The sequence below is a fragment of the Klebsiella sp. M5al genome (assembly GCF_002090195.1).
GTDB classification, from domain to species: domain Bacteria; phylum Pseudomonadota; class Gammaproteobacteria; order Enterobacterales; family Enterobacteriaceae; genus Klebsiella; species Klebsiella grimontii.
Map to the genome: position 1 here is coordinate 4,557,970 of NZ_CP020657.1, position 25,551 is coordinate 4,583,520.

Annotated in this window: 22 protein-coding genes and 4 pseudogenes; 13 read left to right on the plus strand and 13 right to left on the minus strand. The window is 53.6% G+C overall.

Features of this window, described 5'->3' with window-relative positions:
* Positions 1-8 precede the first annotated feature (8 nt).
* Positions 9-215: pseudogene (locus BWI76_RS21810) on the plus strand (universal stress protein); the annotation flags it as partial.
* A 79-nt stretch (positions 216-294) separates the two neighbouring features.
* On the opposite strand, the pseudogene BWI76_RS21815 reads toward BWI76_RS21810, so the two are convergent.
* The 5 genes and pseudogenes from BWI76_RS21815 to BWI76_RS21835 all read right to left on the minus strand — a co-directional run.
* Positions 295-477 (minus strand): annotated as a pseudogene (locus BWI76_RS21815) (Tn3 family transposase); the annotation flags it as partial.
* A 403-nt stretch (positions 478-880) separates the two neighbouring features.
* A complete protein-coding gene (locus BWI76_RS21820) occupies positions 881-1,147 on the minus strand; it encodes a colicin immunity domain-containing protein (protein WP_004136830.1) in 267 nt (88 codons plus the stop codon).
* Positions 1,148-1,384: 237 nt separating this feature from the next.
* Positions 1,385-1,684: a hypothetical protein gene (locus tag BWI76_RS21825; RefSeq protein WP_004136829.1), complete on the minus strand. Its 300-nt coding sequence runs from the start codon at positions 1,682-1,684 to the stop codon at positions 1,385-1,387.
* A complete protein-coding gene (locus BWI76_RS21830; RefSeq protein WP_077265773.1) occupies positions 1,681-3,816 on the minus strand; it encodes an S-type pyocin domain-containing protein in 2,136 nt (711 codons plus the stop codon). Before BWI76_RS21830 ends, BWI76_RS21825 begins: the two co-directional genes overlap by 4 nt.
* Before the next feature lie 3 nt (positions 3,817-3,819).
* Positions 3,820-4,971 (minus strand): tail fiber domain-containing protein, encoded by a 1,152-nt coding sequence (locus BWI76_RS21835; protein WP_064371620.1) that lies wholly within the window; start codon positions 4,969-4,971, stop codon positions 3,820-3,822.
* Positions 4,972-5,435: 464 nt separating this feature from the next.
* On the opposite strand from BWI76_RS21835, the gene BWI76_RS21840 reads away from it, so the two are divergent.
* Entirely contained in the window at positions 5,436-6,431 is a 996-nt protein-coding gene (locus BWI76_RS21840) for an IS110 family transposase (RefSeq protein ID WP_004136825.1), read from the plus strand.
* A 219-nt stretch (positions 6,432-6,650) separates the two neighbouring features.
* Here BWI76_RS21840 and BWI76_RS21845 read toward each other — a convergent pair whose 3' ends face one another.
* A complete protein-coding gene (locus tag BWI76_RS21845; RefSeq protein ID WP_004136823.1) occupies positions 6,651-7,484 on the minus strand; it encodes an oxidoreductase in 834 nt (277 codons plus the stop codon).
* Positions 7,485-7,588: 104 nt separating this feature from the next.
* Between BWI76_RS21845 and BWI76_RS21850 the strand changes: the two genes are divergently transcribed.
* Positions 7,589-8,509 carry an AraC family transcriptional regulator gene (locus tag BWI76_RS21850; protein WP_012540028.1) on the plus strand — a complete coding sequence of 307 codons (921 nt, stop codon included), beginning with the start codon at positions 7,589-7,591 and terminating at the stop codon, positions 8,507-8,509.
* 71 nt (positions 8,510-8,580) lie between these two features.
* Here the strand turns inward: BWI76_RS21850 and BWI76_RS21855 are convergent, their stop codons facing one another.
* Positions 8,581-9,819 carry an IS110 family transposase gene (locus tag BWI76_RS21855; protein WP_004132572.1) on the minus strand — a complete coding sequence of 413 codons (1,239 nt, stop codon included), beginning with the start codon at positions 9,817-9,819 and terminating at the stop codon, positions 8,581-8,583.
* Between the two features lie 754 nt (positions 9,820-10,573).
* Between BWI76_RS21855 and BWI76_RS21860 the strand changes: the two are divergent.
* Positions 10,574-10,765: pseudogene (locus BWI76_RS21860) on the plus strand (integrase arm-type DNA-binding domain-containing protein); the annotation flags it as partial.
* Between the two features lie 203 nt (positions 10,766-10,968).
* Here BWI76_RS21860 and BWI76_RS21865 read toward each other — a convergent pair.
* The 3 genes from BWI76_RS21865 to BWI76_RS21875 all read right to left on the minus strand — a co-directional run bounded on the left by BWI76_RS21865 (position 10,969) and on the right by BWI76_RS21875 (position 14,183).
* On the minus strand, positions 10,969-12,321 hold the full coding sequence (locus BWI76_RS21865) for an FKBP-type peptidyl-prolyl cis-trans isomerase N-terminal domain-containing protein (protein WP_224246997.1): 1,353 nt from the start codon (positions 12,319-12,321) through the stop codon (positions 10,969-10,971).
* Positions 12,322-12,569: 248 nt separating this feature from the next.
* On the minus strand, positions 12,570-12,974 hold the full coding sequence (locus BWI76_RS21870) for a hypothetical protein (RefSeq protein WP_024358399.1): 405 nt from the start codon (positions 12,972-12,974) through the stop codon (positions 12,570-12,572).
* A 297-nt stretch (positions 12,975-13,271) separates the two neighbouring features.
* Positions 13,272-14,183: a LysR family transcriptional regulator gene (locus BWI76_RS21875; protein WP_004135102.1), complete on the minus strand. Its 912-nt coding sequence runs from the start codon at positions 14,181-14,183 to the stop codon at positions 13,272-13,274.
* 116 nt (positions 14,184-14,299) lie between these two features.
* On the opposite strand from BWI76_RS21875, the gene speB (BWI76_RS21880) reads away from it, so the two are divergent.
* From speB (BWI76_RS21880) to BWI76_RS21915, 8 genes are all read left to right on the plus strand, one after another.
* On the plus strand, positions 14,300-15,250 hold the full coding sequence (gene speB, locus BWI76_RS21880) for an agmatinase (protein ID WP_004135100.1): 951 nt from the start codon (positions 14,300-14,302) through the stop codon (positions 15,248-15,250).
* 10 nt (positions 15,251-15,260) lie between these two features.
* Positions 15,261-16,109 carry a sugar phosphate isomerase/epimerase family protein gene (locus BWI76_RS21885; protein WP_004135097.1) on the plus strand — a complete coding sequence of 283 codons (849 nt, stop codon included), beginning with the start codon at positions 15,261-15,263 and terminating at the stop codon, positions 16,107-16,109.
* Between the two features lie 12 nt (positions 16,110-16,121).
* A complete protein-coding gene (locus tag BWI76_RS21890) occupies positions 16,122-17,198 on the plus strand; it encodes an isopenicillin N synthase family dioxygenase (protein WP_004135095.1) in 1,077 nt (358 codons plus the stop codon).
* 9 nt (positions 17,199-17,207) lie between these two features.
* On the plus strand, positions 17,208-18,011 hold the full coding sequence (locus tag BWI76_RS21895; RefSeq protein ID WP_004135093.1) for an ABC transporter substrate-binding protein: 804 nt from the start codon (positions 17,208-17,210) through the stop codon (positions 18,009-18,011).
* A 24-nt stretch (positions 18,012-18,035) separates the two neighbouring features.
* A complete protein-coding gene (locus BWI76_RS21900; RefSeq protein ID WP_004135091.1) occupies positions 18,036-19,556 on the plus strand; it encodes an amino acid ABC transporter permease/ATP-binding protein in 1,521 nt (506 codons plus the stop codon).
* Complete coding sequence (locus tag BWI76_RS21905) at positions 19,557-20,285, plus strand: class II aldolase/adducin family protein (RefSeq protein ID WP_004135089.1); 729 nt, start codon at positions 19,557-19,559, stop codon at positions 20,283-20,285.
* Between the two features lie 5 nt (positions 20,286-20,290).
* Positions 20,291-21,223, plus strand: a complete 933-nt coding sequence (locus tag BWI76_RS21910) for a 2-hydroxyacid dehydrogenase (protein WP_004135087.1) — start codon at positions 20,291-20,293, stop codon at positions 21,221-21,223.
* A 74-nt stretch (positions 21,224-21,297) separates the two neighbouring features.
* Positions 21,298-22,092 (plus strand): SDR family NAD(P)-dependent oxidoreductase, encoded by a 795-nt coding sequence (locus BWI76_RS21915; protein ID WP_004135085.1) that lies wholly within the window; start codon positions 21,298-21,300, stop codon positions 22,090-22,092.
* Between the two features lie 12 nt (positions 22,093-22,104).
* Here the strand turns inward: BWI76_RS21915 and BWI76_RS28815 are convergent.
* Positions 22,105-22,315 (minus strand): annotated as a pseudogene (locus tag BWI76_RS28815) (ABC transporter substrate-binding protein); the annotation flags it as partial.
* Positions 22,316-22,334: 19 nt separating this feature from the next.
* Positions 22,335-23,306, minus strand: a complete 972-nt coding sequence (gene speB, locus BWI76_RS21925) for an agmatinase (protein ID WP_004135083.1) — start codon at positions 23,304-23,306, stop codon at positions 22,335-22,337.
* 134 nt (positions 23,307-23,440) lie between these two features.
* Here speB (BWI76_RS21925) and BWI76_RS21930 point away from each other — a divergent pair, with 134 nt between their 5' ends.
* Positions 23,441-24,343, plus strand: coding sequence for a LysR family transcriptional regulator (locus tag BWI76_RS21930; RefSeq protein ID WP_004135081.1), 903 nt, complete (start codon positions 23,441-23,443; stop codon positions 24,341-24,343).
* Here the strand turns inward: BWI76_RS21930 and BWI76_RS21935 are convergent.
* Positions 24,340-25,533: an MFS transporter gene (locus BWI76_RS21935; RefSeq protein ID WP_004135079.1), complete on the minus strand. Its 1,194-nt coding sequence runs from the start codon at positions 25,531-25,533 to the stop codon at positions 24,340-24,342. The two genes, BWI76_RS21930 and BWI76_RS21935, sit on opposite strands and share 4 nt — an antisense overlap.
* Between the last annotated feature and the right edge of the window lie 18 nt (positions 25,534-25,551).

Sequence of the window (25,551 nt, forward strand, 5' to 3'; positions counted from 1 at the left end):
TTAATGATATGGAAAACACCGTTATTGCCTGCGTGGATGGTTCGTCATCAACACGCTCCGTGTGTGAGTATGCGGCCTGGGTTGCAGGGAAGCTTGACGCGCCTCTTGCCCTGCTGCATGTGCTTGAAAAAAATGAACAACCGTCATTTTCTGACCTGACGGGGGCTATCGGTATTGACAGCCGGGAGCAACTGACGCAGGAACTTGTCCGGATACCAGCCCCAGAGCGCCCAGTTGCTCCTCCTGCCCGTCCTAATTCATCTGCAAACCCTGTATGCGCATTAATTTCAAGATGATTTCACCCAGCCGGTGTAGGAATACCGCCCGCGCCAGCGCGTTACGGGCTTCCCCTTTATTCAGTCCCGCCTGTACTCGCCGACGTAGTGCAGGATCGCGGAACCAGTCGAGCATAAACAGCGTCCGCTCAATGCGGCCAATTTCTCTCAGCGCCTTTGCCAGACCATTCTGTTTTGGGTACGCTTGTTGCCTGAAGACAAGGCTCATTTTGCTGAGCTTGCCGACGTAGCTGGCCTGTCACTTAGCGCATGGGTTTTGGACGCTATGAGGGAAAAAGCAAAGAGGCAAGGCAAAAAAGAGGGAGAATAAGTAATAACGTTTAAGAATTGGTCTTAATACCTTTATAAGAGCTAAGCCCTTGATTCGACACGGCTATCCATTATCCCCTCATCCAGCCCTGCCCGGCTTCCCCACGTCTCCTGTTGCTTACGCCAGTTCAGCCTCACGGCTTTCAGCAGGCGGCACCGGAACCGGCGTGCTGTTGCCGGTATGCGATGGCACACCAGGTCCGACCGGCACAGGGTTAATCAGAATTAGCCAACCCGAGAGGTTGGCTATCAACTAATTGCACAACGGTTGAAGGTCAAAGAAGATGAAATTTTTCAAGAGTGGCCTTAACCTCATTTCTTAATCCAGTCTCATCAAGTTCATAACTTTCTCTGTCTGGTTCAGGATTAAAACAATCGGCAATAATAAATAGCTCTCCTGCACAATGATCTATATCTTTATTTGCTTCTTCGCTTCCATAGGATTCCCTTCTGGCTATTACTATGTTAGAGACAAATTCGTTCACGCTGATTTTTCTATTTAAAGAATCCCGCCCTAACTCAATTAGTTTTAATCTGCTCATAAAATCCCCGTATTTAGATATATTTTACCATTCTCTTCATTTGGATCAATTTTCCATCCAGATAAAAAGGCTCATGACATCCTCCGTTTCTGGTATCCGCTCACCGTGCTAGCTTCACGCTTACAAAAAAACCGCCCATGATCAGGCGGCTTAAAAAAGGGAAAAACTATTCGATCTCGTATTTTCAGACGGAGGCAGTTTGGTACTGTCCAGTCATCATAAATTGAATAGCATTTTCTAACCTTTAACTGCAATTTCAATTGCTTCTCTGATTGATTGTAACAATACAGATTTATCACGAAGCCCTATAGTTTTTCTGTATACAGGATTATCCCAGTCACTTCCACGTATAACGTTAACACTTAAATCGTTCGAACCTTCATGAAATGAGACATCTACTGAAAAATCATTTGCATATTCTACCAGCAAGATATCTTCATCAATATAGTCTACTGGTCCATCAAAATCCGTTATAAATAATGTATCATCTGTTACTGTCCCACCATTGAAGTCGATTTCTGTACGATTTATTCTCATTTCATGTACTCCTTAGCTTTTTGTTCTGATACTGGATGAGAGTGAATAACCCCCTGAGATTCTTTTACAACAACCCACTGAGTTTCTTTTCCAGCATAAGCTCCTATTACACGATCATACTTTTTGACCTTCCATGTGGGATGTTTTGCTGTTGTTTGTCCATTTTCCCATGCATCTACATCAATTTCAGGAATATTTACATCTGGTTTAAATTTAGCACTCCCTCCATTAGCAGTTTTATTAACAATATCCTTCCAGGATACTCCTTTAGGCGGATAATGCTTGTGTTTATGAGTAACTGATTTTGGAGGACTATTCAGCATCACATAAATCGGCTCAACGCCAGTACCGGTCGCATCCGGCTGCCAGTAGATAAAGTCCTGCAACGCAGGAATATCCGCCACCGGCAATGTTGTGGTGACGATGCTTTCCGCCTGCTTAACATCGGTACCAGTGTGCACCGGCGTCACCGGAACCGGCGTACTGTTGCCGGTATGTGATGGTGCCGCAGGACCGACCGGTACAGGGTTAATCAGGATGGTCCGCGACGGGGCGCCCGCGACGGCTGGTACCGTGATTTTATCCAGACCGGTGGCCTTGTCGCGCACGGCACTCAGTACCGGTACCGTGGCAGGTACACCGCCGGAGCCAGTTTTCACCATCATCACCGACTGCCGTCCATTACTGTCCGTGGAGATAAAGCCGCGTACCGGCAGATCAACTGTTTTCATCCCGGGTTCGATTTTCACCTTACCCGTATTAAAAAGACTGACCTGAGCCGCCATCATATTAATATCGCGTCCCGGAACCTTGTCACTGCCCCCCCCTGCAGGCCGCGAGAAAAATATCGTCGATGCGGCAGCAACCATGGGACCCGCGGTGCTGGCAGCCGCCGTTCCGACCGCCCCTCGCCATAACGCGCCGGCAATCGAGCCTGCCCATTCACCCACAGCAGTCATTACTCCCGTGCCCGTTGCAGATAGTTGTATCCCGGCAGGTGCCCGGTTAAGCATCATCGCCGCCGGTGCCGTCAGCAGGGCGCTGGCTGATTTCACCATTTCCGGAGTGAACGCCGGCGTCTCCTGAATACCTGCTTTGCCAAACAGGTATTTACGGTTTTCCTCGGTTTTGATCGCCGCATCTATTCTGTTCCTGATATCTGTCTCAGCCAGTTGACGCTGATGTAGTGACACAGGATTTAATACCTCTACAGAGGATATATACAGCGGGCTGGCTCCACTCCCTGCCGGGAATCTCACAATGACATCGTCATTTCTGGTAGAGGAGGTATAGCCGGCTGTACCATAAACCCCCTGTCCGCTAATAATTCCTCTGGCGTTTGGAACATAATTCTTGGGAAACATCCTGGAATCATTAATATAATCAGTAGTGAAAATAAGAGGTGGAAGCCCGGGCGCAATGGTTGCCTGATAAGTATTCTTCAGGAATCGGTCTGATTGTGGTGTCTTGTCCTTCACGAGACTGGCATCAACCACACGAACAGACATGGGTTTTCCTCCTGTCACCACCAGGTACTGATTCCCCCCGGATACCAGATCGGTCAGACGCCGCTGAACGTTCACTGTTCCTCCTGGTGCGGGTAACGCATTTACCGGCACATCTGTGACGGCATTTAAGGGCTGGATTGTCATTACGCGGGAAATTTTTTCCGGGTTCGGGGATTCTGGCTCCAGCCGGGCATAAGGTACAACGGCAGGCCTGGAGGGGTCAGGTAACCCCGAAATCAGTCCCCGGTCGAGAGTGGCCATGGCGGCAGACACGGGCTCCTGTTCCCGATAAGCTTCATAGAGACCGATGGTCCAGCCGGGCCAGTCACCCTCTTCTGTCAGTATATCCAGAACGACCCTTACCGGAACACCATATAAAAGGTAGCCCTGGTCAGAAGCCACGCCTGCCATATCGTAATCAGCCCAGCCGGGCCCTAAGGTTGATGGTGGCAGATAAGAAGTATCAGGAGGGGTATATCCGTTTGACGGCCATACAGTCAGAATATCACCAGTCTGACTTCCCGTAGTGGGCGCGGCCCAACGCCCAGGACCGTCTTCATCAGCAGGAAACCATACATTACCCGGTAATGGTGGTACCCCACCGTTGAAATCATACTCATCCATGAATCAGCCCTCCCGACCCACACGTTCTTCCAGCGATGCCAGACGTTGTTCAAGCGACAGTCTGGCCTCCTTCTCATGAACCAGCGCCTGACGTTCTTCCTTCAGTGCTTCAACCAGCAGGGCGACCACACCGTTGATATTGATACTACGCGCATCCGGCAGCACACTGCCGTCATTGAGCGTCAGCGTTGTCTGCGTCACGGCCTGCGGTAGCACGGCCTCCACTTCCTGGGCAATCACCCCGGCTTCGGGTTTCCCCTGTTTGAGGTAGGTGTACCCGCCGATACGGTGGAGTCTGTCCAGCGCATTATCGATTTTTTCGATGTCCGTTTTCATGCGGGAATCAGAGCTGCTGCTCCAGGCGCCGTTGGTGTAGGCATGGCCGTCGTTACGGAATTCGTACCAGCCCTGAGCGCCGCCATTGGCCACATGCAGCCCCAGAAAATGATGCTGTCCGATACGCTCCTGGTGATAAAAGTCGGCGGCTAAATCGCTCGCGCCCTGCAAATGAACACCGTTGGTTACTCTCTCAGTGCTGCTGATATTTTTGTTTCCCCCTGCCCAGAACCAGCCATCCGGATTACGTTTAATAAACTGTCCGGCATCCAGTTCGGCATTGGGGCGAAGACGCAACTCATGCCATTTACCGTGCCAGTCGCGGTAGGAAAGTATGCCGAAATCGTCACGACCGGCATTCACCCTGGCGCCCATCATCATTCTTGTGGTGACTTTACCTGTAGTGAAATCCGTGTACACGGGCGCGGCATCATAGGTCTGGCCGTTAATGAGCGGGTCAGGCCCGGTCAGGGAGGTGGAAATGCCGGCATTATGGGAAACGACAGCTCCGCCGGAGATATCCACGCCGTTTCGCAGTGAGACGCGACCGGTGGAGAGACTGAATGAAAAGGGGCGCAGGGTGTTCCACTGCCCGTCCTGAGACTGACCGGCAGCCGTGGTCAGGGCATAAAAGTCCCGGCCGTCATTACGCAGGATGACGCCGGTACTGCCGTTTGAGAGCCGGAACCCGTTCGCGGATTTCGATACTATTTCTCCATCGCTGACGACCCGCTTCCGCAGTGTGGTCAGGGATTTTAATTCGGTGATGTCGTCGTTGATGCCATTCAGTACCTGAGCATTTTTCTGTTGTTCAGCCATGGTGAATTCCTTTTATGCTGATGAAAGTGTGCGATAATTTTTACGTATACTGTATATACATACAGTATTCATTCACCGTACACGCTGCCCTGTGACATGTCAACAGATGAGACGCATTCTTATTTGTTAATGATTTGGGCATGCGCGTCAGCGCATGGGAGGCGCAAAGCGCCGGAGACCCTCGCAGCGAAGCGAGGACGAAAAAAGCATTACGGCTTCAGCCGTAATAATCCCCCACCCTTGTATCTAACAGTTTGTGGTGATTAGCTACCACCACTGAAGCAGAGTGAGCCGCCCCCTTCCCTTAAGGTCAGAAAAGTCTGCACCGCTGAACCTTGTTTAGCAGCATATGGCCCTCCGCTTCACCTTTCACGCCAGCACATCAGGTTGAACGGTTACCGGGAGCTCGACTCCGTATGTACAAGGCGAACAGGCGTGACGGTTTATGTGAGAGGAGTTTAACCATGTTTCCAGTCGGCATTGACGTAAGTAAAAACACCCTGGATCTTTGCATGCTTTATGACGGTATCAAAGGACGCATAAAAACCCGTAACATCCAAAATAACAGACATTCAGTTGAAAATATTCTTCGCTGGCTCAGGCTCCAGCACTGCGGTCCGGAAGATGTTCATGTGGTGATGGAGGCTACCGGGGTTTATCACGAACGGCTGGCTACTGAGTTACATGATGCTGGTTTCTATGTCTCTCTGGCCAACCCTCACCGTAGCAGAGAGTTTGCACGCGGCATGGGAATAATGACAAAAACGGATAAGGTGGATGCGTATATGCTGGCCTGCTACGCATTCCTTAAGAACCCTCACCGCTGGGAGCCGCCGGCCCCCGAAATCAGATATCTCGGTGCACTCCTGCGACGGCGGGATGTTCTACTGGGTGATGCCCTGCGTGAGGAGAACAGGCTGGAAAAATACCTGTCCACAGACACACCTGCAGATATTATCAGTTCCTGCATGCATATGGCGCAGCTGCTGCGCGAGGAGGTAAGCAATATCGAGCGGCAGATTAAAGCGCATATCAAAGCCAGCCCTGCACTGAGGCGTGATTATACACTTCTGACCTCAATTAAATCTGTTGGCCCCCAGCTGGGAATGCATATGCTGGTCGTGCTTCGCAGCCATGACTTTTCATCAGCTGAGCAGGCTGCCGCATTTCTGGGTGTGGTGCCGATCGAGAAACGTTCAGGCACATCGGTTCGGAGCCGGCCCCGGATGTCGAAAATCGGTCCGCCTCAGTTGAGAGCGAAGCTTTACATGTCTGCGCTGTGCGGAAAAATCTACAATAAGCGGATGCGTAATATTTACGACGAGATGTGCCTGCGGGGTAAACCTAAAATGGTGGCCATTGGTGCGCTGATGCGGAAACTGGTGCACTGGTGTTATGGCGTCCTGAAGACCGGAATCGTTTTTAATGATGAAGGCCTGAAACAAGTACTGTCTACCTGACTGTACCAGGCTGGCACTAAACTCAAAATAACGCTCGCTGCAGTGAGTGAGCGCAGTCTGCTATGAGCGAGGAGCGGAAGTTGATTTCACCGCAAGCCTGGAAGCCTGAAAGTAAAAAGGCTGAACTGCAAGGGCATCAGCATGATGCCCGAGCGAAATGAGCGCTTGTGCGACCAGCCATAATCCATTATCCAGTATGCTCTCTGTCTCAGCAGCTGATCAGCCATCCGTTGAACGTGTTATTTCTTCCCATTGTTCTATTTCCTTACCTAATGCCTCGAGCTTTTGCCGCACTAAACTTAATGCATCACTGCCTAACAATAAATGCGTTGGAGGGTTCTGACTCTCAATCATTGCCAGCATGGCATGTGCGGCCTTAACGGGATCGCCGAGTTGCTTACCGCTTTTTTCTTCACGTGCCTGACGAATCGGATCAAATAAAGCGTCGTAGTCCGGGATGCTGCGAGCGCTGCGTACCATCGATCGTCCGGCCCAGTCGGTGCGAAACGAGCCAGGTGCCACGGCGGTTACGTGTATGTTGAACGGAGCCAGCTCTTTACTTAACGTTTCTGATATTCCTTCCAGCGCAAATTTGCTGCCGCAGTAATAGCTGATGCCGGGCAGGGTAATGAAACTGCCCATCGAGGTGATATTAATAATATGGCCATGACGACGCTGGCGCATGCCCGGTAGCATGGCTTTGATCATTGCCACTGCGCCAAACACATTGACTTCAAACTGGCGGCGCATCTCTGCGAGCGAGGATTCTTCCATTATGCCTTCATGACCGTAACCGGCATTGTTTACCAGCACATCAACCGGACCGACGGTAGACTCAATCTCCGCAACCACCTCATCAATATGCTCAAAGTCCGTGATATCGAGCAGACGGCCGAAAGCCCGCTGCGAATGAAGCGCCTCGAAATCGTGCTGTGCTTCGCGGCTGCGCACGGTACCGATGACCCGATGGCCTGTGGCGAGGGCTTCCTGCGCCAGTGCACGGCCAAAGCCACTGCTGACGCCGGTGATTAAAATCGTTTTTGCAGATGTCATAAAAGAACTCCCATGAACAATGAAGGTTGCATGGTATTCTACGTCCTGCCGCATTTTTAGGCCGTATCTTCTATTTTTCTTGCCTGATTTTATGAGGTGCTGTGATGCCCGGGATGATTACCTTAGTTAAAGCACTTGCGGTGCAGGAGGGATATAACCTTACCGCATTGCCTGATGTGCGAATATTGCGTGCCGATCGTCCACTTGCCAGAACGCCAGTGCTTTACGATCCGGGGATCGTGATTGTCTGCCAGGGGAGCAAACGCGGCTATTTTGGTCAGCAGACCTATTTATATGATGAACAGCACTACCTGGCGGTTTCGGTGCCGGTGCCGTTTGTGATGGAAACCGACGCGTCCGCTGAACATCCGTTGCTGGCGATTTATATGCATCTGGATTTTCATTTGGCCGCTGAACTGATGTTGCAGATTGAACAGCATGACGCCCGATATCCTCTCGCCGCGCCGCAAAGCATGATGTCGAGCCCAATGGACGACGCGGTAAAAACGGCCGTGCGGCACTTGCTCGAAGTCCTTAACAATCCGCTTGAAGCGGCGATCCTCGGTCCTGCACGGGTACGTGAGCTCTATTTCCGCGTATTAACAGGCGCACAGGGAAATGCCATGCGCGCCGCGCTGACCTTGCAAGGGCAATTTGGCAAAATCGGTAAAGTGCTACAGCGCATCCATGCTACCTACGCTGAGCCGTTAACGCTGACGCAACTGGCGATGGAAGCCGGAATGAGTGTGCCGACGTTTCACAGCCATTTTAAAGCGATAACCCGGATGCCGCCGATGCAATATGTTAAATCGGTACGCCTGCACCAGGCGCGGATGTTGATGGTGCGTCAGCAAATAACTGCTGCTGCAGCGAGTTACGCCGTCGGTTATGAAAGTCCGTCGCAATTTAATCGCGAGTTTAAACGCCTGTTTGGTCTGCCACCCGCAGAGGAGATTAAACGTATGCAGCGATACTTCGCCGTTCCGCCTGTACAGCAAGCGTCGATATTTGTTTCATCGCATTAAGGCTTATTCGCCTGAATATACCAAGAAGTATGAAAGGTCCGCTTCACGCCCTGAGACATTCGACAAGCTTTTTATGGCTTCAGTAAGGGCGACTTTCGCGCTTCCAGTGCCAGCAAATATTTCGCTTCGTCGTACCGGGTTCTGGTCTTCCAGCAGCGGTAAATGATCCTTATCCATTTAAATGCCAGAGCCCGGAGCGCTGACTGATGAGATTTCCCTTTTTCTCGCTGGCCCTGGTAATAAAGTCTGGCCCAGTACGATGAGTTAACCGTCTTCGCAGTCCATTCCACGAATGTCTGTCGGACGAACTTCGCGCACTGCCAACGCCAGTGTACCCAGGATTTTTGACCACTTCGCTCGGTTACTGGTGCGATGCCAGCGTAGTTTTGAATTTCTTCGGCGCTGTTGAAGCGGTCGCGGTTATCACCCAGTGCTGCAAGCATCCGTGGGCCCATACACGGTCCCATTCCAGGAAGTGATTTGAACAGTTCTGCATCCGGAAGCGTATCGAATAAGGATTCAATACGTTCATCGTAGGTTCTGATTAGGTCGCCTGTCAGTTTGATTTGGGATGCTAGTGCTATTGCCATCAAGGCATTTGCCTCGATGACAGTTTTATCTGTGGTCAGGGGAATAGCGCTGGCAATACTTGCAACCCGCTGTTCGGTATATGCAACAGCAGGACCACCTTTAGCATTCATAAAATTACGGACAGTATCGCTGCGAGCCCGTTTGAGTTGTTGCAGACTCGGCCAGCGAATGATTAGCTCGCAGAACAGTGAGCTGTCCCGATGGGAGAACCATTCCAGGGGCTGAGGGTAATACTGCTTAAGCGTATTGATGAGCCGATTAACAAAACGACGCTTGTCTTCGACCAGCAGTCGGCGCTGCTCAACTAATTGCTGGAGTAATCGGATATCCGGATTGTCGGCTTCAATGGCTTTTATCTTGTGGGGATAACGTAGCATCAGGTCTAATGCCAGCTCAGCATCCTGCGGATCATCCTTCGCACCGCTGGGCCAGAAAGCCTGTCGGTAGCGGGCCAGTGACAACGCGTGTACTGGAAAAACAGTGACAAATGGGTACTTCTGGAGTGCATACACCACCGGGCCTTTCTTCAGCTCAACGGCAATAGCAATCCTGCCTTTCGCCCTCTGGTGTAACTCATTGAGCCAGATATCAAGTGCCTCAGGCGTATGTTCAATCACATGGAATATGCGATCACCGTTTTTAAACTGAACGCAGACATCGTGTTTTTTATCCGCCCAGTCCAAACCAACATGAGCAGCAAACTGATCTTTCGCAGTCATCACCAACTCCTTTTTATCGGGGATTGGTATGCATTCCACGCTCTTCGAAAGAAATATAGTCAGCAGTTTTTCTGCATGCCCTGAGTATTCGTTAGCGAACGTGGAGCACTTACTGGCTCGAAAGCAAAGCGGAAATCATCAAATCACATGATTCTGGCACAATATTCGTAACCAATAAGCGCATACCCTGAATCACTTAAAAGTGTAACTCTCAGGGTGTGAATGACTATATTTGGCACATAGCGGCCAGCGTTGGGGTGGGCTGGTCCAGTCCACTCTAAGCGAGGAGAGGAAATCACAGCCGTTGTCACAACAGTTGAGGGTCAACTTAAGTTGTGGTCTGTTACTCAACGGTGAGCAGGTCAAGTCTGTTTTTCAGCGTGACGACTCAACTAGAAATCACCACGCACAGTACCTATCTCGTCTCATTTTTCTCATCAAAGGGAGAAAAAATTTTTAGGCACCTAAATAGGCACCAGCGAAAAGTCAAACTACTAGTTACCAAAGTGAATTCAATGGATTACACAAGCAATTCAGACTCCGCCAGCCCAAAATTCTCCATCGGTGATTACCAGAGTCATCCGATGAAGTCCTAAGAGCCCGCACGGCGCAAGCCCTGCGGGCTTTTTTGTGCCTTGAATTTGTCCCGCGAAGTCTGATGCCAACTAATTAAATCTGAACCTTTTAATCCCATTGGTAGGCCCAACGCAAAGCTCTATTGTTTTCGTTGGGCCTAAACGCATGGAGACTCCCCATGGCAAGAAAAACCAAGCCGTTAACTGATACGGAAACCAAAGCCGCCAAACCTAAATATGATGATTAGCAGCAGTATGATGGTGACGGAGTTACCCTACTAATCAAGTCCAGCGGTAGTAAGCTCTGGCAGTTCCGCTACTACCGACTTCTGACCAAACAACAAACCAAACAGAGCTTCGGTGCCTACCCTAACGCCTTTGACTCAAACCTCATATATCTGATGGATTTACTGCAGTTGGAAGCGACCGGTTAAATGCGCGCTGGGTAATAATCTGCCCGCCAGGCGATTGTTACAGAAGCAATATCCGTCCCAGGCGCGTTACTGCAAACATTTCGTATACGGGCAATGACTTTGCGGATACGCAAATCCGGCCGGAACTTGCTATTTATCGCTTAGGGCATTAACTCGAAGGTGATGGAGATTAAAGTATCAGGATTCACGTCAGCCGGTGTGGTGCTATATAATGAGCCGGCCTGACCATACAGCGTCACCGTTCCGCCTTTAAAACCGGATGATAATACCTTAGCCAGCAGCGGATCGGTTTGTTTATCGTACACCATCGTTGAATTCATCGTATTAAGTATCGGCGTACCATCCATCTTTTTCTCCAGAATATTCAAGGATAAAGTCTCATTCTGCTTGTACGGAGCTTTCCCCTTTTTATCAATCACAAAATAGACGCCATTAGGCAAAACCTCATATTTTTTGTTTTTGATTTTAGCCATGATTCTTTTTTCAATATCAATGTACTTAGACGATAGTTTTTCGTTAAGCATGTTGACGATGCTTTCAATTTCGTTTTCCTGCATTCTAAGCTTTTTATTATAGGCATCGTTAAACCCGGAAACCAACGCTGAAGGCGCTAGCTTGACATTATTGTCGGCCATTTTATTCACATCGGATAGCGCCTGAGTCAGGTAGAAAACACCCAGCGCATAGGCATTTTTGTTGCTTTTATCCGCCAGGTTTACATCGCTTTGCTTGATGGCCAGGCTATCGAGCGTTGACTGTAATTCTTTATTTTTATCATTCAACGCAGCGACTGAAGCATCATATTTTTTCTGCGCCGTTTCAGCCGCCGCGATGAGCTCAGCGTTCTTTTTCGACAGCGCGTCAAGAGCGGTTTTTTGCTGGCTTTCGCCCTGCGTGTTCTCAGTTTTCAGCGCGGCAATCTGCGCCGATAGCGTGCGGGTGGTCTCATCCAGCTTTTTCTGCGCCGCTGTTGCTGCTGCGCGAAGTTCCAGATTCTTTCCCGTCAGCGTATCAATGGTGGTTTTTTGCAGGCTCTCCCCCTGCTCCTTCTGGGTTTGCAGCGCGGCGATTTGCACCGACATCGTGCGGGTCGTGTCATCGAGCTTTTTCTGCGCGGCGGCAGCAGCGGCGGCCAGCTCGACATTCTTTTTCGTTAGCGCATCAAGCGCGGTTTTCTGCCCACTTTCGCGCTGCGCATGCTGAGCCTTCAATGTGCTAATTTGCGCCGACAGGTCGCGGGTCGTGTCATCCAGCTTTTTTTGCGCCGCGTCGGCGGCGGCGGTCAGCTCGGCGTTTTTCTTCATTAGCGCGCTAGCGGCGGCAGGAGCGCCGCTCTCTTGCTGCCCACGCTGCGCTTTCAGCGCGGCAATCTGCGCCGACAGCTGGCGCGTCGTTTCATCGAGCTTTTTCTCCGCCGCTTTGGCCGCAGCGCTCAGCTCCGCATTTTGTTTGCGCAAAGCGCTAAGCGTACTTTCAGTTTTCGTCTGATTCACTTTCTTTCTGACGACGTCCTGCTTTTGCGGTGCTTTTTTATCACGGCTATCGTTATGTTGTTTAGCCGACGCCGAATCCCCGCTGGCGGCGTCTGAGGCCGGCGGATTGTTGATTTCGAGTTTCGATATATTATCAAGGAAATCTCCTCTCTCAGCACGAGCGGGAGACATCATAATAAGGGTAAAGAGAGACAATAAAATCGCAAGACCGCGAAGATTATATATATTCAATTCCCCCTTATGGTACATCATCTGGCCAGCCCATTCTTAAGTTCGGCTTTTCTTGCCCGGATTTCGAACTCTTTAATTAATTTCTGCGAAATACTATTACACTTATCATTTATCTTGTATTCAAAAAGTGGAGTAATCGTTGACTTTACGCTGGCCGACGTTTGGCTTGAAACAGAAGCATAAAACTTAGCGTCGTTGATTAAACCATACAGCTCGTTTGAATCCTGCTGAAACTTTTTATCGAGCTTAACTAAAGCATCAACATCCTGGATACACTGCTGTAAGGCAGGAATCTGAGCCGGCTGTTCATTTTGAATCACATCTTTTTTTATTAGCGCGCTCTGTGGTTTTTTAACATTAGCGCACCCCTGTAATAAACCGACAGAAATGCACACCAATGCTAATAATCTATTTCTTATCATTTTCCCATCCATTAGAAAAAAAAGTTCAAAAAATATATTTGTCGATTCCAGCAGAAAAAATTTTAACAAACAACGCCAGGCGTTAGATTTGCCATTAATTCAGAAAAAACACACAAAAAGGCTATTTTTTAACCAATTAATAGATGGGAATTATCCTGGTACCTAGCGATATTTTTATCTGAGATTTTACTCAAATCCATATTTTTAATAGCAAACCGCAGTTTATATGCCTGATATTCAACGGGCGTTTGCCAAATCAAATCAGGCATAAGTTTTTTCTAAATCCAGACCAAAAGATCACTCACTCCACTTCGGTCTGGCCACCGTATTCTTCTTCAGAAGATTGCGAAACTCCTTCAGGTAAGGTTCATTGCTGCGCCCGCGTTTGCATATCGCTGAGAAGGGAGATTGAAAGCCAAACTCATTGGGCAGCAGCACGCGCAGGCGATTCTCCTTAATCCAAGGCCAGGCGTAGTGCTCGGGAAGGTAGCCGATATATTTCCCGGACAGGATCAACAGCAGCTGCGCATCGACGGTTTCAACGGTCGCGCTGCCCTTGCTGAAGCCGCGCCGCCGCAGATCGCTGGTATTCCAGTAGCTGCGCGTCACCAGCGGACACTGGCTGATCAGCTCTTTATCGAGCTGTCGGCTAAAGAACATAGGATGCAGGTCGCTGCAGTAGAGCCAGTGCTGCTCGCGGTAGAGCGGTTCGCTAATGATGTTATGCACCCGCGAGTTGTAGCTGCCGATAGCGAGATCGATATGGTTATTCAGTACGCCGTTTAGCTGTTCCGCCGGGGTACGGATAATCAGCTTGATATGCACATTGGGAAACTTATCGCTAAAGCTGCGCAGCACCACCGGCAGCGACAGCGCGGTTTCCGTTTCGATGGAATCAAGCGTTGAGATACAAATCGTACCGCTATGCTCGCCTTTCAGCAGCGCCGACTGGCGCTCCAGCTCGTTCAGTTCACTCAGCACGCGGATCGCCTGCTGTAAAAAATGCTGCCCTTTTTCGGTCAGCGCAAAGCCGCCGCGCCCGCGCTGGCACAAGCTAAAGCCAAGCTGGCCTTCCAACTGCGACATCGCATTGCTGATTGCGGAAACGGAAATCCCCAGCTCCTGCTGGGCCCGGCCATAGCTCTCAAGACGGGCCACCGCCTCAAAAACCTGGAGCTGTCGAATGTTAAGCGTCGCGTCGTTAAGCATGGCGTTTTAGTTCACTAATAAATGAACTAAGTATTTGCGGCAGACGATTTAAAGTCCAGCGCATCTTTCGCACTATTCCAGTTGTTGAGTTTTGTTGGTCAGATTCAGGAGCTGAAATGGATAACGTCTTTCATCAACCGCAGGGTGGCAACGAAATGCCGCGTTTTGGCGGCCGCGCCACAATGATGCGTCTGCCATTTATTGATAACTTACAGGGACTTGATGCAGCATTTGTCGGCATCCCGCTGGATATTGGGACCTCACAACGTTCCGGAACGCGCTACGGGCCGCGCTACATTCGTACCGAATCGGTGATGATTCGTCCGTACAATATGGCCACCGGCGCCGCGCCTTTTGATTCTCTGTCGGTAGCGGATATCGGCGACGTACCGATTAACACCTACAATCTGCTCAAATCGGTGCAAATCATCGAAGATTACTACACCGGTTTGAATAGTTTTCCGCTTATCCCCCTGACTCTCGGGGGCGATCACACCATTACCCTGCCCATACTGCGCGCGCTAACCAAAAAGCACGGTCCGGTTGGGCTGATTCACATCGATGCCCACACCGATACCAACGATGAAATGTTCGGCGAAAAGATCGCCCACGGCACCACCTTCCGCCGCGCCGTCGAAGAGGGGCTGCTGGACCTCAAACGCGTCGTTCAGATAGGCCAACGCGCGCAGGGCTACGCCGCCGGCGACTTCCAGTGGGGCGTCGATCGCGGCTTTCGTCTGGTCCAGGCGGAGCAGTGCTGGCACAAATCCCTGGCCCCGCTGATGGCCGAGGTTCGCCAGCAGATGGGAGATGGCCCGGTTTATCTCAGCTTTGATATCGATAGCCTCGACCCCATCTGGGCACCCGGCACCGGCACTCCGGAAGTCGGCGGCCTGACATCGATTCAGGCGCTGGAAATCGTGCGCGGCTGCCGCGGCCTGAACCTGATAGGCTGCGACCTGGTCGAGGTCTCGCCTCCCTACGACGTCAGCGGCAACACATCCCAGCTGGCCGCCAACCTGCTGTATGAAATGCTCTGCGTTCTCCCCGGCGTGAAATACCCATAGAGGAAAAACCATGCAGCTTAACGTCTTTCGTACGCTGTGGGGCGTCACCACCCCGTGGCAGCAAACGGTCAACGAACTCAAAAGCGTCGGCTGCTGCGGCATTGAAGCGCGGGTTCCGCTGACGGTGGAAGAGCAGCGGACGCTGGCCCAACGCATCGACGCGTCCGCGCTGGAGTATATCGCCATTGTCTTCAGCGGCGGCGGCGTCATTCCGGCTCAGAGCGAAACGCCCGCGCAGCACCTGGAGCGCTTAAAAGAACGTTTTGCGGCGGCAAAAGCGCTTAATCCGCGCTTCGTAAACCTGCTGGCCGGTAACGACCGCTGGCCGCTGGCGCAGCAGGTGGATTTTCTCGGCAGGGCGCATGAGCTCGCCGCCGAATATGAGCTGTTCTGCAGCTTTGAAACCCATCGCGCCACGTCGCTGTATAGCCCGTGGCTGACGCTGGAGATCGTTCAACAGCTGCCGCAGCTGCGCTTTACCGCCGATATCAGCCACTGGATCGTGGTAAGCGAGCGCCTGCTGGATGACCCCTGCGATGACTTCAGCGCTTTTATCGAACGGGTTCACCATATTCAGGCCCGCGTCGGCTACGACCAGGGACCGCAGGTGCCGCACCCCGCCGCGCCGGAATATCAGTCGGCCCTGCAGTTTCAACAGCGCTTCTGGGAACAGATCTGGCAATCGCAGAACCGGCGCGGCTACCAGCAAACCACCCTTACGCCGGAGTTTGGCCCCGATGGCTACCTGCATCACCTGCCGTTTACTAACGTTCCGGTCGCCGACCTGTGGTCGCTGAATGCCTGGATGGCCCAGCGTGAACAGCGGCATTTTGTTGAATCCACCTCGCTAACTGAATAAGGAACTGAAGAAATGACCGCTGCAAAAAGTTCTTTTACTGAATTACCGACCATCGATATCAGCGACCTGACCTGCGACGATCTCGCCCGACGCCAGGCGGTGGCCGACGCTATCGGCCAGGCGGCCCGCGAAGTCGGCTTTTTCTACATTACCGGCCACGGCATCGCGCCTGAACTGATTGCCGGGGTCCGCGCGGCGGCCAAAGAGATTTTCGCCCTGCCGATGGAGCGCAAGATGGCGTACTACATCGGACAGTCGAAAAGCCATAAAGGCTACGTTCCGGAAGGCGAAGAGATTTACGGCTCCGGCAAGCCGGATCACAAAGAAGCGTTCGATATCGGCTTTCAGGCCACTGACGACCACCCGTACGTCATGGCGAAAACGCCGCTGATTGGCGCCAACGAGTGGCCGGACGTGCCGGCGTTTAAATCCCGGGTGCTGGCCTACTATGAGGCGGTCTTCGCCCTTGGACATCGCCTGTTTGACGCCTTCGCTCTCGCCCTTGGCCTGCCGGAAGGCTATTTCAGGTCGATGGTCACCTGCCCGCCGTCGAAGCTGCGCCTGATCCACTACCCCTTTGACGCCAGCGCCGAAGACGTTCCCGGTATTGGTGCACATACCGACTATGAGTGCTTCACTCTGCTGCTCGCCGACCAGCCGGGTCTTGAAGTGCTGAATGAAGATAGCGACTGGATCGACGCCCCGCCGCTGAAGAACGCGACCGGAGAAGAGGCTTTCGTGATTAATATCGGCGACATGCTCGAAGTCCTGAGCGCTGGCACATTTGTTGCAACTGCACACCGCGTACGCAAGGTGCCGCAGGAGCGCTACTCCTTCCCGCTGTTCTTCGCCTGCGACTACCACACGCTGATCCGCCCGCTGCCGGGCTTCCTTGAGGCAGGCGAAGCCAGCGAGTATCAAGAACTGAGCATTGGTGAGCATATGTGGAGCCAGGCGTTACAGACCTATCGCTACCTGCGCGAGAAAGTCACCCGAGGCGAGCTCCAGCTCCCTGAACGCGCCCGCGGCACTAACACCTTTGGTCATCTGAAAAAACAAGCACAGCAAAAAACCGTAAATAACCCGTGAGGATAAATGATGAACAAAACGCTAAAAAAACTCTCGCGCCGTGTGGCTTTATCCATCGCCGTCACCGCTTGTTTTTCACCGCTGGCTCAGGCCGCAGAGCTGCTGACCGAGGGCGTATTTAAAGTGGGGATGGAGGTGACCTATCCGCCCTTTGAGTCCTACGACAGCAATAACAACATTGTCGGTATCGACCCGGAGTTCGCGGCGCTGATCGCCGAGCATCTGAAGGCCAAACCGCAGCTTATCGACACGAAGTTCACCAGTCTGATCTTAGGCATCGGTAAAAAATACGATGCGGTGATCTCCGGTATGTACGTGACGCCCGAGCGCCAGAAGCAGGCGGACGCTATCCCTTATGCCCTGTCCGGCGCGTCAATCATTGCGCTAAAAAACAGCACTATTCAGCCGAAAACGGAAGACGAACTGTGCGGCGTGAAGGTGGGACTGCAGGCGGGTACCGCCTGGGTTTCGAGCCTGAAAACGCACTCCGACGAGTACTGTCTGAAAAACGGCAAACCGGCCATTAGTATTCAGGAATTCCCGACCGCGCCGGAAGCCTCCCAGGCCCTGCTGTCGAAAAATATCAACGCCCAGTTAGAAATCGCCCCGGCGGCGCAAATTATCGTCGAAAAAAGCCGCGGTCGCCTGGCCATTAGCTCAAACCGCCTGGTCTATCCGCTGCCGCTGGGAATTTACGTCGCCAAAGGCAATACCGAGTTGGCCGAGGCCATTAAATCAACGTTAGCCACCCTTAAAGCCAATGACAAATACGACGCCATCATCAAGAAATACAACTTAGAAAGCATCAACTAATACAATAATGAAACGGGAGTCGGTATGGAGTTCGATTGGGGATACTTTTTCTCATTATTTAGCGTTGGGGCATTCTGGCAGGCGTGTGTCACCGTAGTTGTCGTCAGTTCATTGTCCTGGTTTATTGGCCTGATATTAGGTTTTCTTTTAGCCTGCGCTAAGCTCTCCGGCCCGCGCTGGCTGAAGGTTCCCGTCGAACTCTATATTTGGTTTTTTCGCAGCGTGCCGCTGATGGTCCTGCTGGTCTTTGTCTATAACCTGCCGCAGCTGTTTCCGGCCACCCAACCGCTGCTCGGCATTCCGTTTATTGCCGGGCTGGTATCAATGACGGTGACCGAAGCGGCCTATATGGCGGAAATCCATCGCGGCGGACTGCTTTCGGTCGCCAAAGGGCAAAGCGAAGCCGGCCATGCCTTAAGCTTTAGTTTTATCGGCGTTCAGCGCTTAATTATTATCCCGCAGGCGTTTCGTATTTCCCTGCCCACCCTGATTAACGAATACATCACCATCATCAAACTCAGCTCGATTCTGTCGGTGATTTCGCTGCCGGAACTGCTGCTGACCGGCCAGCGCCTGTATGCGCAGAATTTCCTCGTCATGGAGACGCTGCTGGCGGTCGCCGTTTATTACGTCATGGTGGTGACGGTGTTTACCTGGCTGTTCAGGGGGCTGGAAAACCTGCTGGATATTCAACGTAAGCGTCCGCAAACGCTCAATGAGAGTGAATGCGCAACCCTGCGCCAGAACCTGAAGCCGCCGGTACAGATGCAAAAAGCGCAGGCCGCCAGCGGCAACCCGCCGGCGCTGGATCTCCATGCCATCGAAAAATCCTGGGGCCAGCACCACGTGCTGAAAGGCATCGACCTGAAAGTGGAAAACGGCGAGGTGATCAGCATCATCGGCCCGTCCGGCTCCGGCAAGACCACCCTGATCCGCACGATTAACGCCCTTGAGAGCATCGACGGCGGCGAGATCATTCTTTACGGCGAGGATTATCTGAAAGGCGCATCCGTTGTCGATAAACAGCAAATGCGCGCGGGCGTACGCCGCATCGGCATGGTGTTCCAGGGCTTCAACCTGTTTCCCCACCGCACGGTGCTGGATAACGTGATGCTCGCCCCGCTCTATCACAAGCTGCTTGACCGCGCCGCCGCCAGGGAGCAGGCGCTGTGGCTGCTGGATCGCGTCGGTCTGCTGGCGCACGCCGAAAAGTACCCGTACCAGCTCTCCGGCGGCCAGCAGCAGCGCGTAGCCATTGCCCGCGCCCTGGCGCTGAAACCGGACATCATGCTGTTTGATGAACCCACGTCGGCGCTGGACCCTGAACTGGTTGGCGAAGTGCTGAAGGTCATTCAGTCCCTCGCCCGCGAAGGCATGACGATGATTATCGTGACCCACGAGATGGACTTCGCCTTATCAATTTCTGACCGGGTGGTGATGATGGAAAACGGCGTCGTGCAGAGCGATATGCCGCCGCAGCGCATTCGTAACGATGTCGCCGATCCGTCGCTGACCCGCATTCGTGAATTTATGGGAGTGCAATAAATGGCAACTGAACGGGAACTACGCCAGCAGCTGGCCGCCGCCTATCGTCTGGCGGCGCTCTTCGGATGGGAAGACACGCTGTATACCCACTTTTCCGTACGCCTGCCCGGCGACGGCGAGCCGCGGTTTTTGATTAACCCCTTCGGCATGATGTTTGACGAAGTCACCGCCAGCAATTTAATCGTGGTCGATATGCAGGGTAAGGTCGTCGAAGGCAGCGCCCCGGCGAACTCGGCGGGCTTTACGATTCATAGCGCGGTCCATATGGCCCGCGAAGACGCCCACTGCGTGATCCACACCCATACGCTGCCGGGGATGGCGGTTGCCGCCTGCGCAGACGGGCTGCTGCAGCTTAACCAAATCAGCACCGAATTTTATCAACGCGTCGGCTACCATCCTTATGAAGGCGTGGCGTTCGATCTCGATGAACGGGTGCGGATCCAACGCTCGCTCGGCGAGAACATCGCCATGATCCTGCAAAGCCACGGCCTGCTGTCGGTCGGGCGCACCGTCGCCGATGCGTTTTATATCATGTACTACCTGAACCGCGCCTGCGAGATCCAGATGGCCGCCGCGCAGCTGGCACCGCTCAGCCCCATTCATACGATACCTGAGCCGCTGAGCCGACACGCCTGCGAGCAGCTGATGGGGGTTGAACATGAACGCCAGCTGGTGTGGCAGGCGTGGCTACGCCGCCTCGATCGTCTTGATACTTCTTATAAAAGCTAATGCCTATGACTCAGTTAACCATCGTCGTGGATTGTAACGATCCTCAGTACAGCGAGGAAATTTGCGCCGCGTTCGCGCTGTTTCCGCAAGTGAAAGCGGTTCTGCCAGAGGACCCCGCCGCCCGCGAGGCGCAATGCGCCTGCTGCTGGTTTCCCGACCCGCAGCTGCTGGCGCGCTCGCCTCAGCTGAAGCTGATCCAGGCCGCGTCCGCCGGCGTCGACCATTTGCCCGCCAGCGTTTTCGCCAGCGACGTTCCGCTCTGTCGGGTGGTGGATGAAGATTTTCGTCACGGTATGTTTGAATACGCGCTGTGGGGCGTGCTGTGGTTTCAGCGGCGCTTTGACCGGGCGCTGGCCCACCAGCGCGAGCGCGTCTGGAAAATGTATCCGCAGCGAGCGGCAGCCGATTATCACGTTGGCGTCATGGGCCTCGGCGAAATTGGCGGCTATATCGCCTCGCAGCTGGCCGGGCTGGGGTATCGGGTTTCCGGCTGGGCGCGTAGCGAAAAAGCCCTTACCGACGTGCGCTGCTACCACGGGGAGGCGCAGGCCGGCGAATTCCTTGGCCAACTGGATGCGCTGATCAACGTCCTGCCGTTAACCGAGCAGACGCGAGGCATCCTCGCCCATCCTTTACTGCAGCAGTTGCCCGACGGTGCGGCGCTGATTAACTGCGGCCGCGGCGAGCATATGGTGAATCGGGACGTGCTCGAGGCGCTGGATAGCGGCAAGCTCTCCGGCGCGCTGCTTGACGTCTTCCCCGTCGAGCCGCTGCCCCAGCAAGACCCGCTATGGCAACATCCGCAGGTGGTTATCACTCCGCATATGGCCTCCATCGCGCAGACGGAGGTGATTGCCCGCCAGCTGCTGGACAACATCCAGCGGCTGCGGCAGGCGCTGCCGCTGAAAAACCTGGTGAACAAACAGAGCGGTTATTAAGCCCGAAAACGTCAATAGTCTCATATCCGCTGCTACGCTTAATGGTCTGTCCGACAAAAAATAAGGCTGTCAGCATGAATATTGATTTATCGGGGAAAGTCGCACTGGTCACCGCCTCTACCGGCGGTATTGGTTTCGCCATCGCCAAAGGTCTGGCGGCCAGCGGCGCGGAAGTGATAATTAATGGTCGCAGCGAGCGTAGCGTGAGCGCGGCCCTCGCCCGTTTGCAAAATGCGGTTCCCGGCGCAACAACGCGTCCGGCGATCGCCGACTTAAGCAGCGCTGAGGGCGTCAATTTGCTGGTGCAGGCGGTGAGCGGGGTCGACATTCTGGTGAATAACGCCGGTATTTACGGCCCGCAGGATTTCTATGAAACCGATGATGCAACCTGGGAAAACTACTGGCAAACCAACGTGATGTCCGGAGTGCGTCTTTCCCGTGCCCTGCTACCGGCTATGGTGCAGCAAGGCTGGGGTCGGGTGGTGTTTATCTCTTCGGAATCGGCACGTAATATTCCGGCGGATATGATTCATTACGGCGTGACTAAAACCGCTCAGCTGTCGCTGGCCCGCGGGCTGGCGAAGTTTGTCGCCGGAAGCGGCGTCACGGTCAATAGCGTGCTGCCGGGGCCAACTATCTCTGATGGCTTTGCTGAGATGATGAAAGATGAAGTCGCGAAAACCGGGAAATCGCTGGAACAGCTGGCAAAAGAGTTCGTGATGGCGAACCGCCCAAGCTCGGTGATTCAGCGCGCGGCCACGGTGGAAGAAGTTGCCAATATGGTGGTTTACGTCTGCTCGACACAGGCTTCAGCGACGTCAGGTGCGGCGCTACGCGTTGATGGCGGCGTGGTGGATGATATTGTCTGATAAGCTGCGCACCATAATATTGGCCCCGGTTTTGGCATAGGGGATCGCATCCGCCTGCCGGGTACGCTCCGGTGTGATATAGCGCGCCGAGGATTAAGCTGCTGAATTTGGTATCCGCCAGCTGTAGCGTCAGGGTGGCGTCCGCCGCATTGGCCGCCGGGACAAGTCCCGATGCCAGAACCAGCGTAGTGGCGAGATAGCGCAATGAGAGATTTCTTTTCATCATAAGGCTCCCTCGTTATTTATAGAGAAATGCGCCAATGATGGGCGTCGGCAAGCTGGCACAAGAGTTCAAACATCATGGTCGCGCCGGTCAGGCTGGTGAGATTGCCCTGATCAAAGGGCGGCGAGACTTCCACTACGTCGGCACCAATCAGATTCAATCCCGCAAGCTGACGAACGCAGCGCTGCGCCTGCAGCGTGGTCATACCGCCAATTTCCGGCGTTCCGGTACCTGGCGCATAGACCGGATCCAGGACATCGATATCGAAGCTGATATAGGTAGGCTGCTCGCCGACAATCGCGCGCGCCCGCTGCATCACCTTGTCAATACCCAGCTCGTCCACCTGCTCCATGCGAATGATGGTGATGCCGTTTTCCTCCGCCCAGCAGTGTTCATCTGCGGAAAACAGCGCGCCGCGAATACCAATTTGTACCGTACGCCGTGGATCGAGAACCCCCTCTTCTACCGCACGACGAAACGGGGTACCGTGGGTAAAGCGCTCGCCGCCGAAATAACTGTCGTTGGTATCCGAGTGGGCATCAAAATGGATCATTCCCAGCGGTTTATCCCGTCCGAGCGCGCGTAAAATCGGCAACGTGGTGAGATGGTCGCCGCCAGCGGTTAAAGGCATCACCTGCTGTTCAGCCAGGGCGCGATACCAGGCCTCAATGCGCGCCAGGCTATCCTGCATATCAACCGGATTGATACGCACATCCCCCAGGTCACCAACGCGGGCGTAATCATAGGGAGAACGGCGGGTAGTCTGGTGGATCCGACGCACCAGGCTTGAGGCATTGCGTAGCTCGCGTGGCCCGTGGCGAGTTCCCGCACGGTTTGTTGTTCCGCCGTCCCACGGCACGCCTACGATGCCGATATCCAGCTCAGCGGCCTGCGGTGCGAAAGGGAGGCGGAAAAAAGTCGGCAATCCGCTAAAGCGCGGGATTTCACCGTCCTGCGGCTGCGGATAGTTTTTTTCTGTTGCGGTAGTCATTGCGGTGTCTCCATGGCTTATTGGGCGATGAAGACATACTGCTGAACGGGGAATAGAGAAAAAATAGTCAAAGCCAAAAAATTAGTTTAGAAAAATAACAACAAAACCGGAGCTTACAGCGGAGTATCCCCTTTATGTCAGTTGGAAAATTTCCCAATCTGCGGCTGTTACACGTGTTTATTACCGTAGCGAAATACCAGGGCTACGCCAATGCGCAGCAGGAGCTCAACCTGACAGTTTCGGCTATCAGCAACTATATGAGCGAACTGGAAGAGAAACTTGGGATCATCCTCTGCCGTCGCGGCAGGGGCGGTTTTTCTCTGACCGAAAAAGGGGAAACCGTACTCCAGCAAAGCATCGACCTGCTGAATTCAATGGAGGATTTTGAGCGCAATACGGCGACGCTACGCGGCGAACAAACCGGGATCTTTAACTTTGGAGTGATCGATTCAACAATTACCGACCCGATGCTGCCGATGAGCGACATCATCGCCACATTTAGCGAACGTTTCCCGCGGGTGCATATCAATTTACAGGTCAAAAGCCCGAACGCGCTTTTGCAGGGCGTACTGAACAATGAACTGGATATTGCCATCGGTACCTTCTCGTTGCAGGCCAATAGCGTGGTGTCCCATCCGCTCTATCGCGAACAAAACTGGCTCTATTGCGGCGACAAACACTCGCTATTTACCCTTAAACATCCGACGGAAGCACTGATTTCCGAGATGCGAATGGTCACCCGCAGCTACTGGAGCAGCAGCGATTTAGGGCGTAAGGGCTTTAAGCGGAGCGTCGCAAGCGCGGAAAGTATGGAAGCGCAGCTGATGCTGATTCTGTCCGGCAAATACGTCGGCTATCTGCCGGAACACTACGCTTTGCCATGGGTGCAATCGCATAAGCTGCGCGCACTGCTGCCGACGGAATATGGCTATCAAGCGCCTTTTTCGCTGATTTTCCGCCGCGGCCGCAGCAAAGAACCCCTGATTCGCGCCATGCGCGATATCGTGCGCTTGCGCGTTAAATCACGCAAAAGTTAGACCCTCTGGGCTGCCCTTCCCCCCACCAGTAGCGCCGCCAGCGCAACCACAACCGGCGCCAGCGAACCCCACAGCACGGCATTCCAGCCGAAGAGATTCATCAATGCGCCGGAGGAAAACGAGCCAATCATCATGACCCCGAAGACAATAAAATCGTTCAGCGATTGCACCTGAGTTTTCTCTTCCGGGCGGTGAAAATCCATAATCTGCGCCGACGCGCCGGTAAAGCCGAAGTTCCAGCCAATGCCGAGCAGGATGAGCGACAGCCAGTAGTGCATAACGTCGATACCGGCGAGGCCAACCATCACCGACAGCACCAGCAGAATCAACCCTGCGGCGTTAATACGCCGGGCGCCAAAGCGATTAATCAACTTGCCGGTAAAAAATCCGGGGCCGTACATGGCGATCACGTGCCACTGAATGCCCAGATTCGACGCCTGCTGCGGGATACCGTGCATGTGCATGGAAAGCGGCGCGGCGGTCATCAGAAAGTTCATCACCATATAGGAGATTGCGCCGCTGAAGACCGTCCGGGAAAACCCCGGCTGGCGTACGATTTCGCCCAGTGGACGCCCGCCAGATTGGGTCTGCGCCACCGGCGCGGCGGTTTTTACCCCCAGCAAGACCAGCGCCGATAGCGCCGCCACCAGTCCCTGAGCGATAAAGGTCATTGCGAAGGTGTGCGATGGCCACAGATTCATGGTGCCGGTCACCAGCATCGGGCCGATAACCCCCGCCGCCACGCCGCCCCCCATGACCAGGGAGAGCGCCCGGGCGCGCCGCTCGCCGCTGACGCCGTCGGTGGCGGCAAAGCGGAAAGAAACCGCCACCGCCGCATAGGCGCCGCCGAAAAAGGCCGCGATACAGAATAGCCAGAACGAACCGAGCACCACCGCCAGCGCAGCCAGTACTCCCGTCAACACGCCGGCCCCGGTGCCGGTCATAAAGACCGTTTTGCGTCCGCGCCTTCTGGCCAGTGCGCCAAACGGCAGTATGCAGGCGGCCATACCCAGCACAAAAATGGTCACAGGCAGCGTTGCCAGCGTCGGAGAGGGCGCGATGGCGTTGCCAACAATCGCGCCGGTGGCGTAAAACACCACCGAGTTTGCCCCCGCCAGCGCCTGTGCCGTCGCCAGGCGAATAATATTCTGGTTTTGCTGCCCGACGGGCAGCGTTATCTCAGCGCTCATGGACTCTTTTTATCCTGA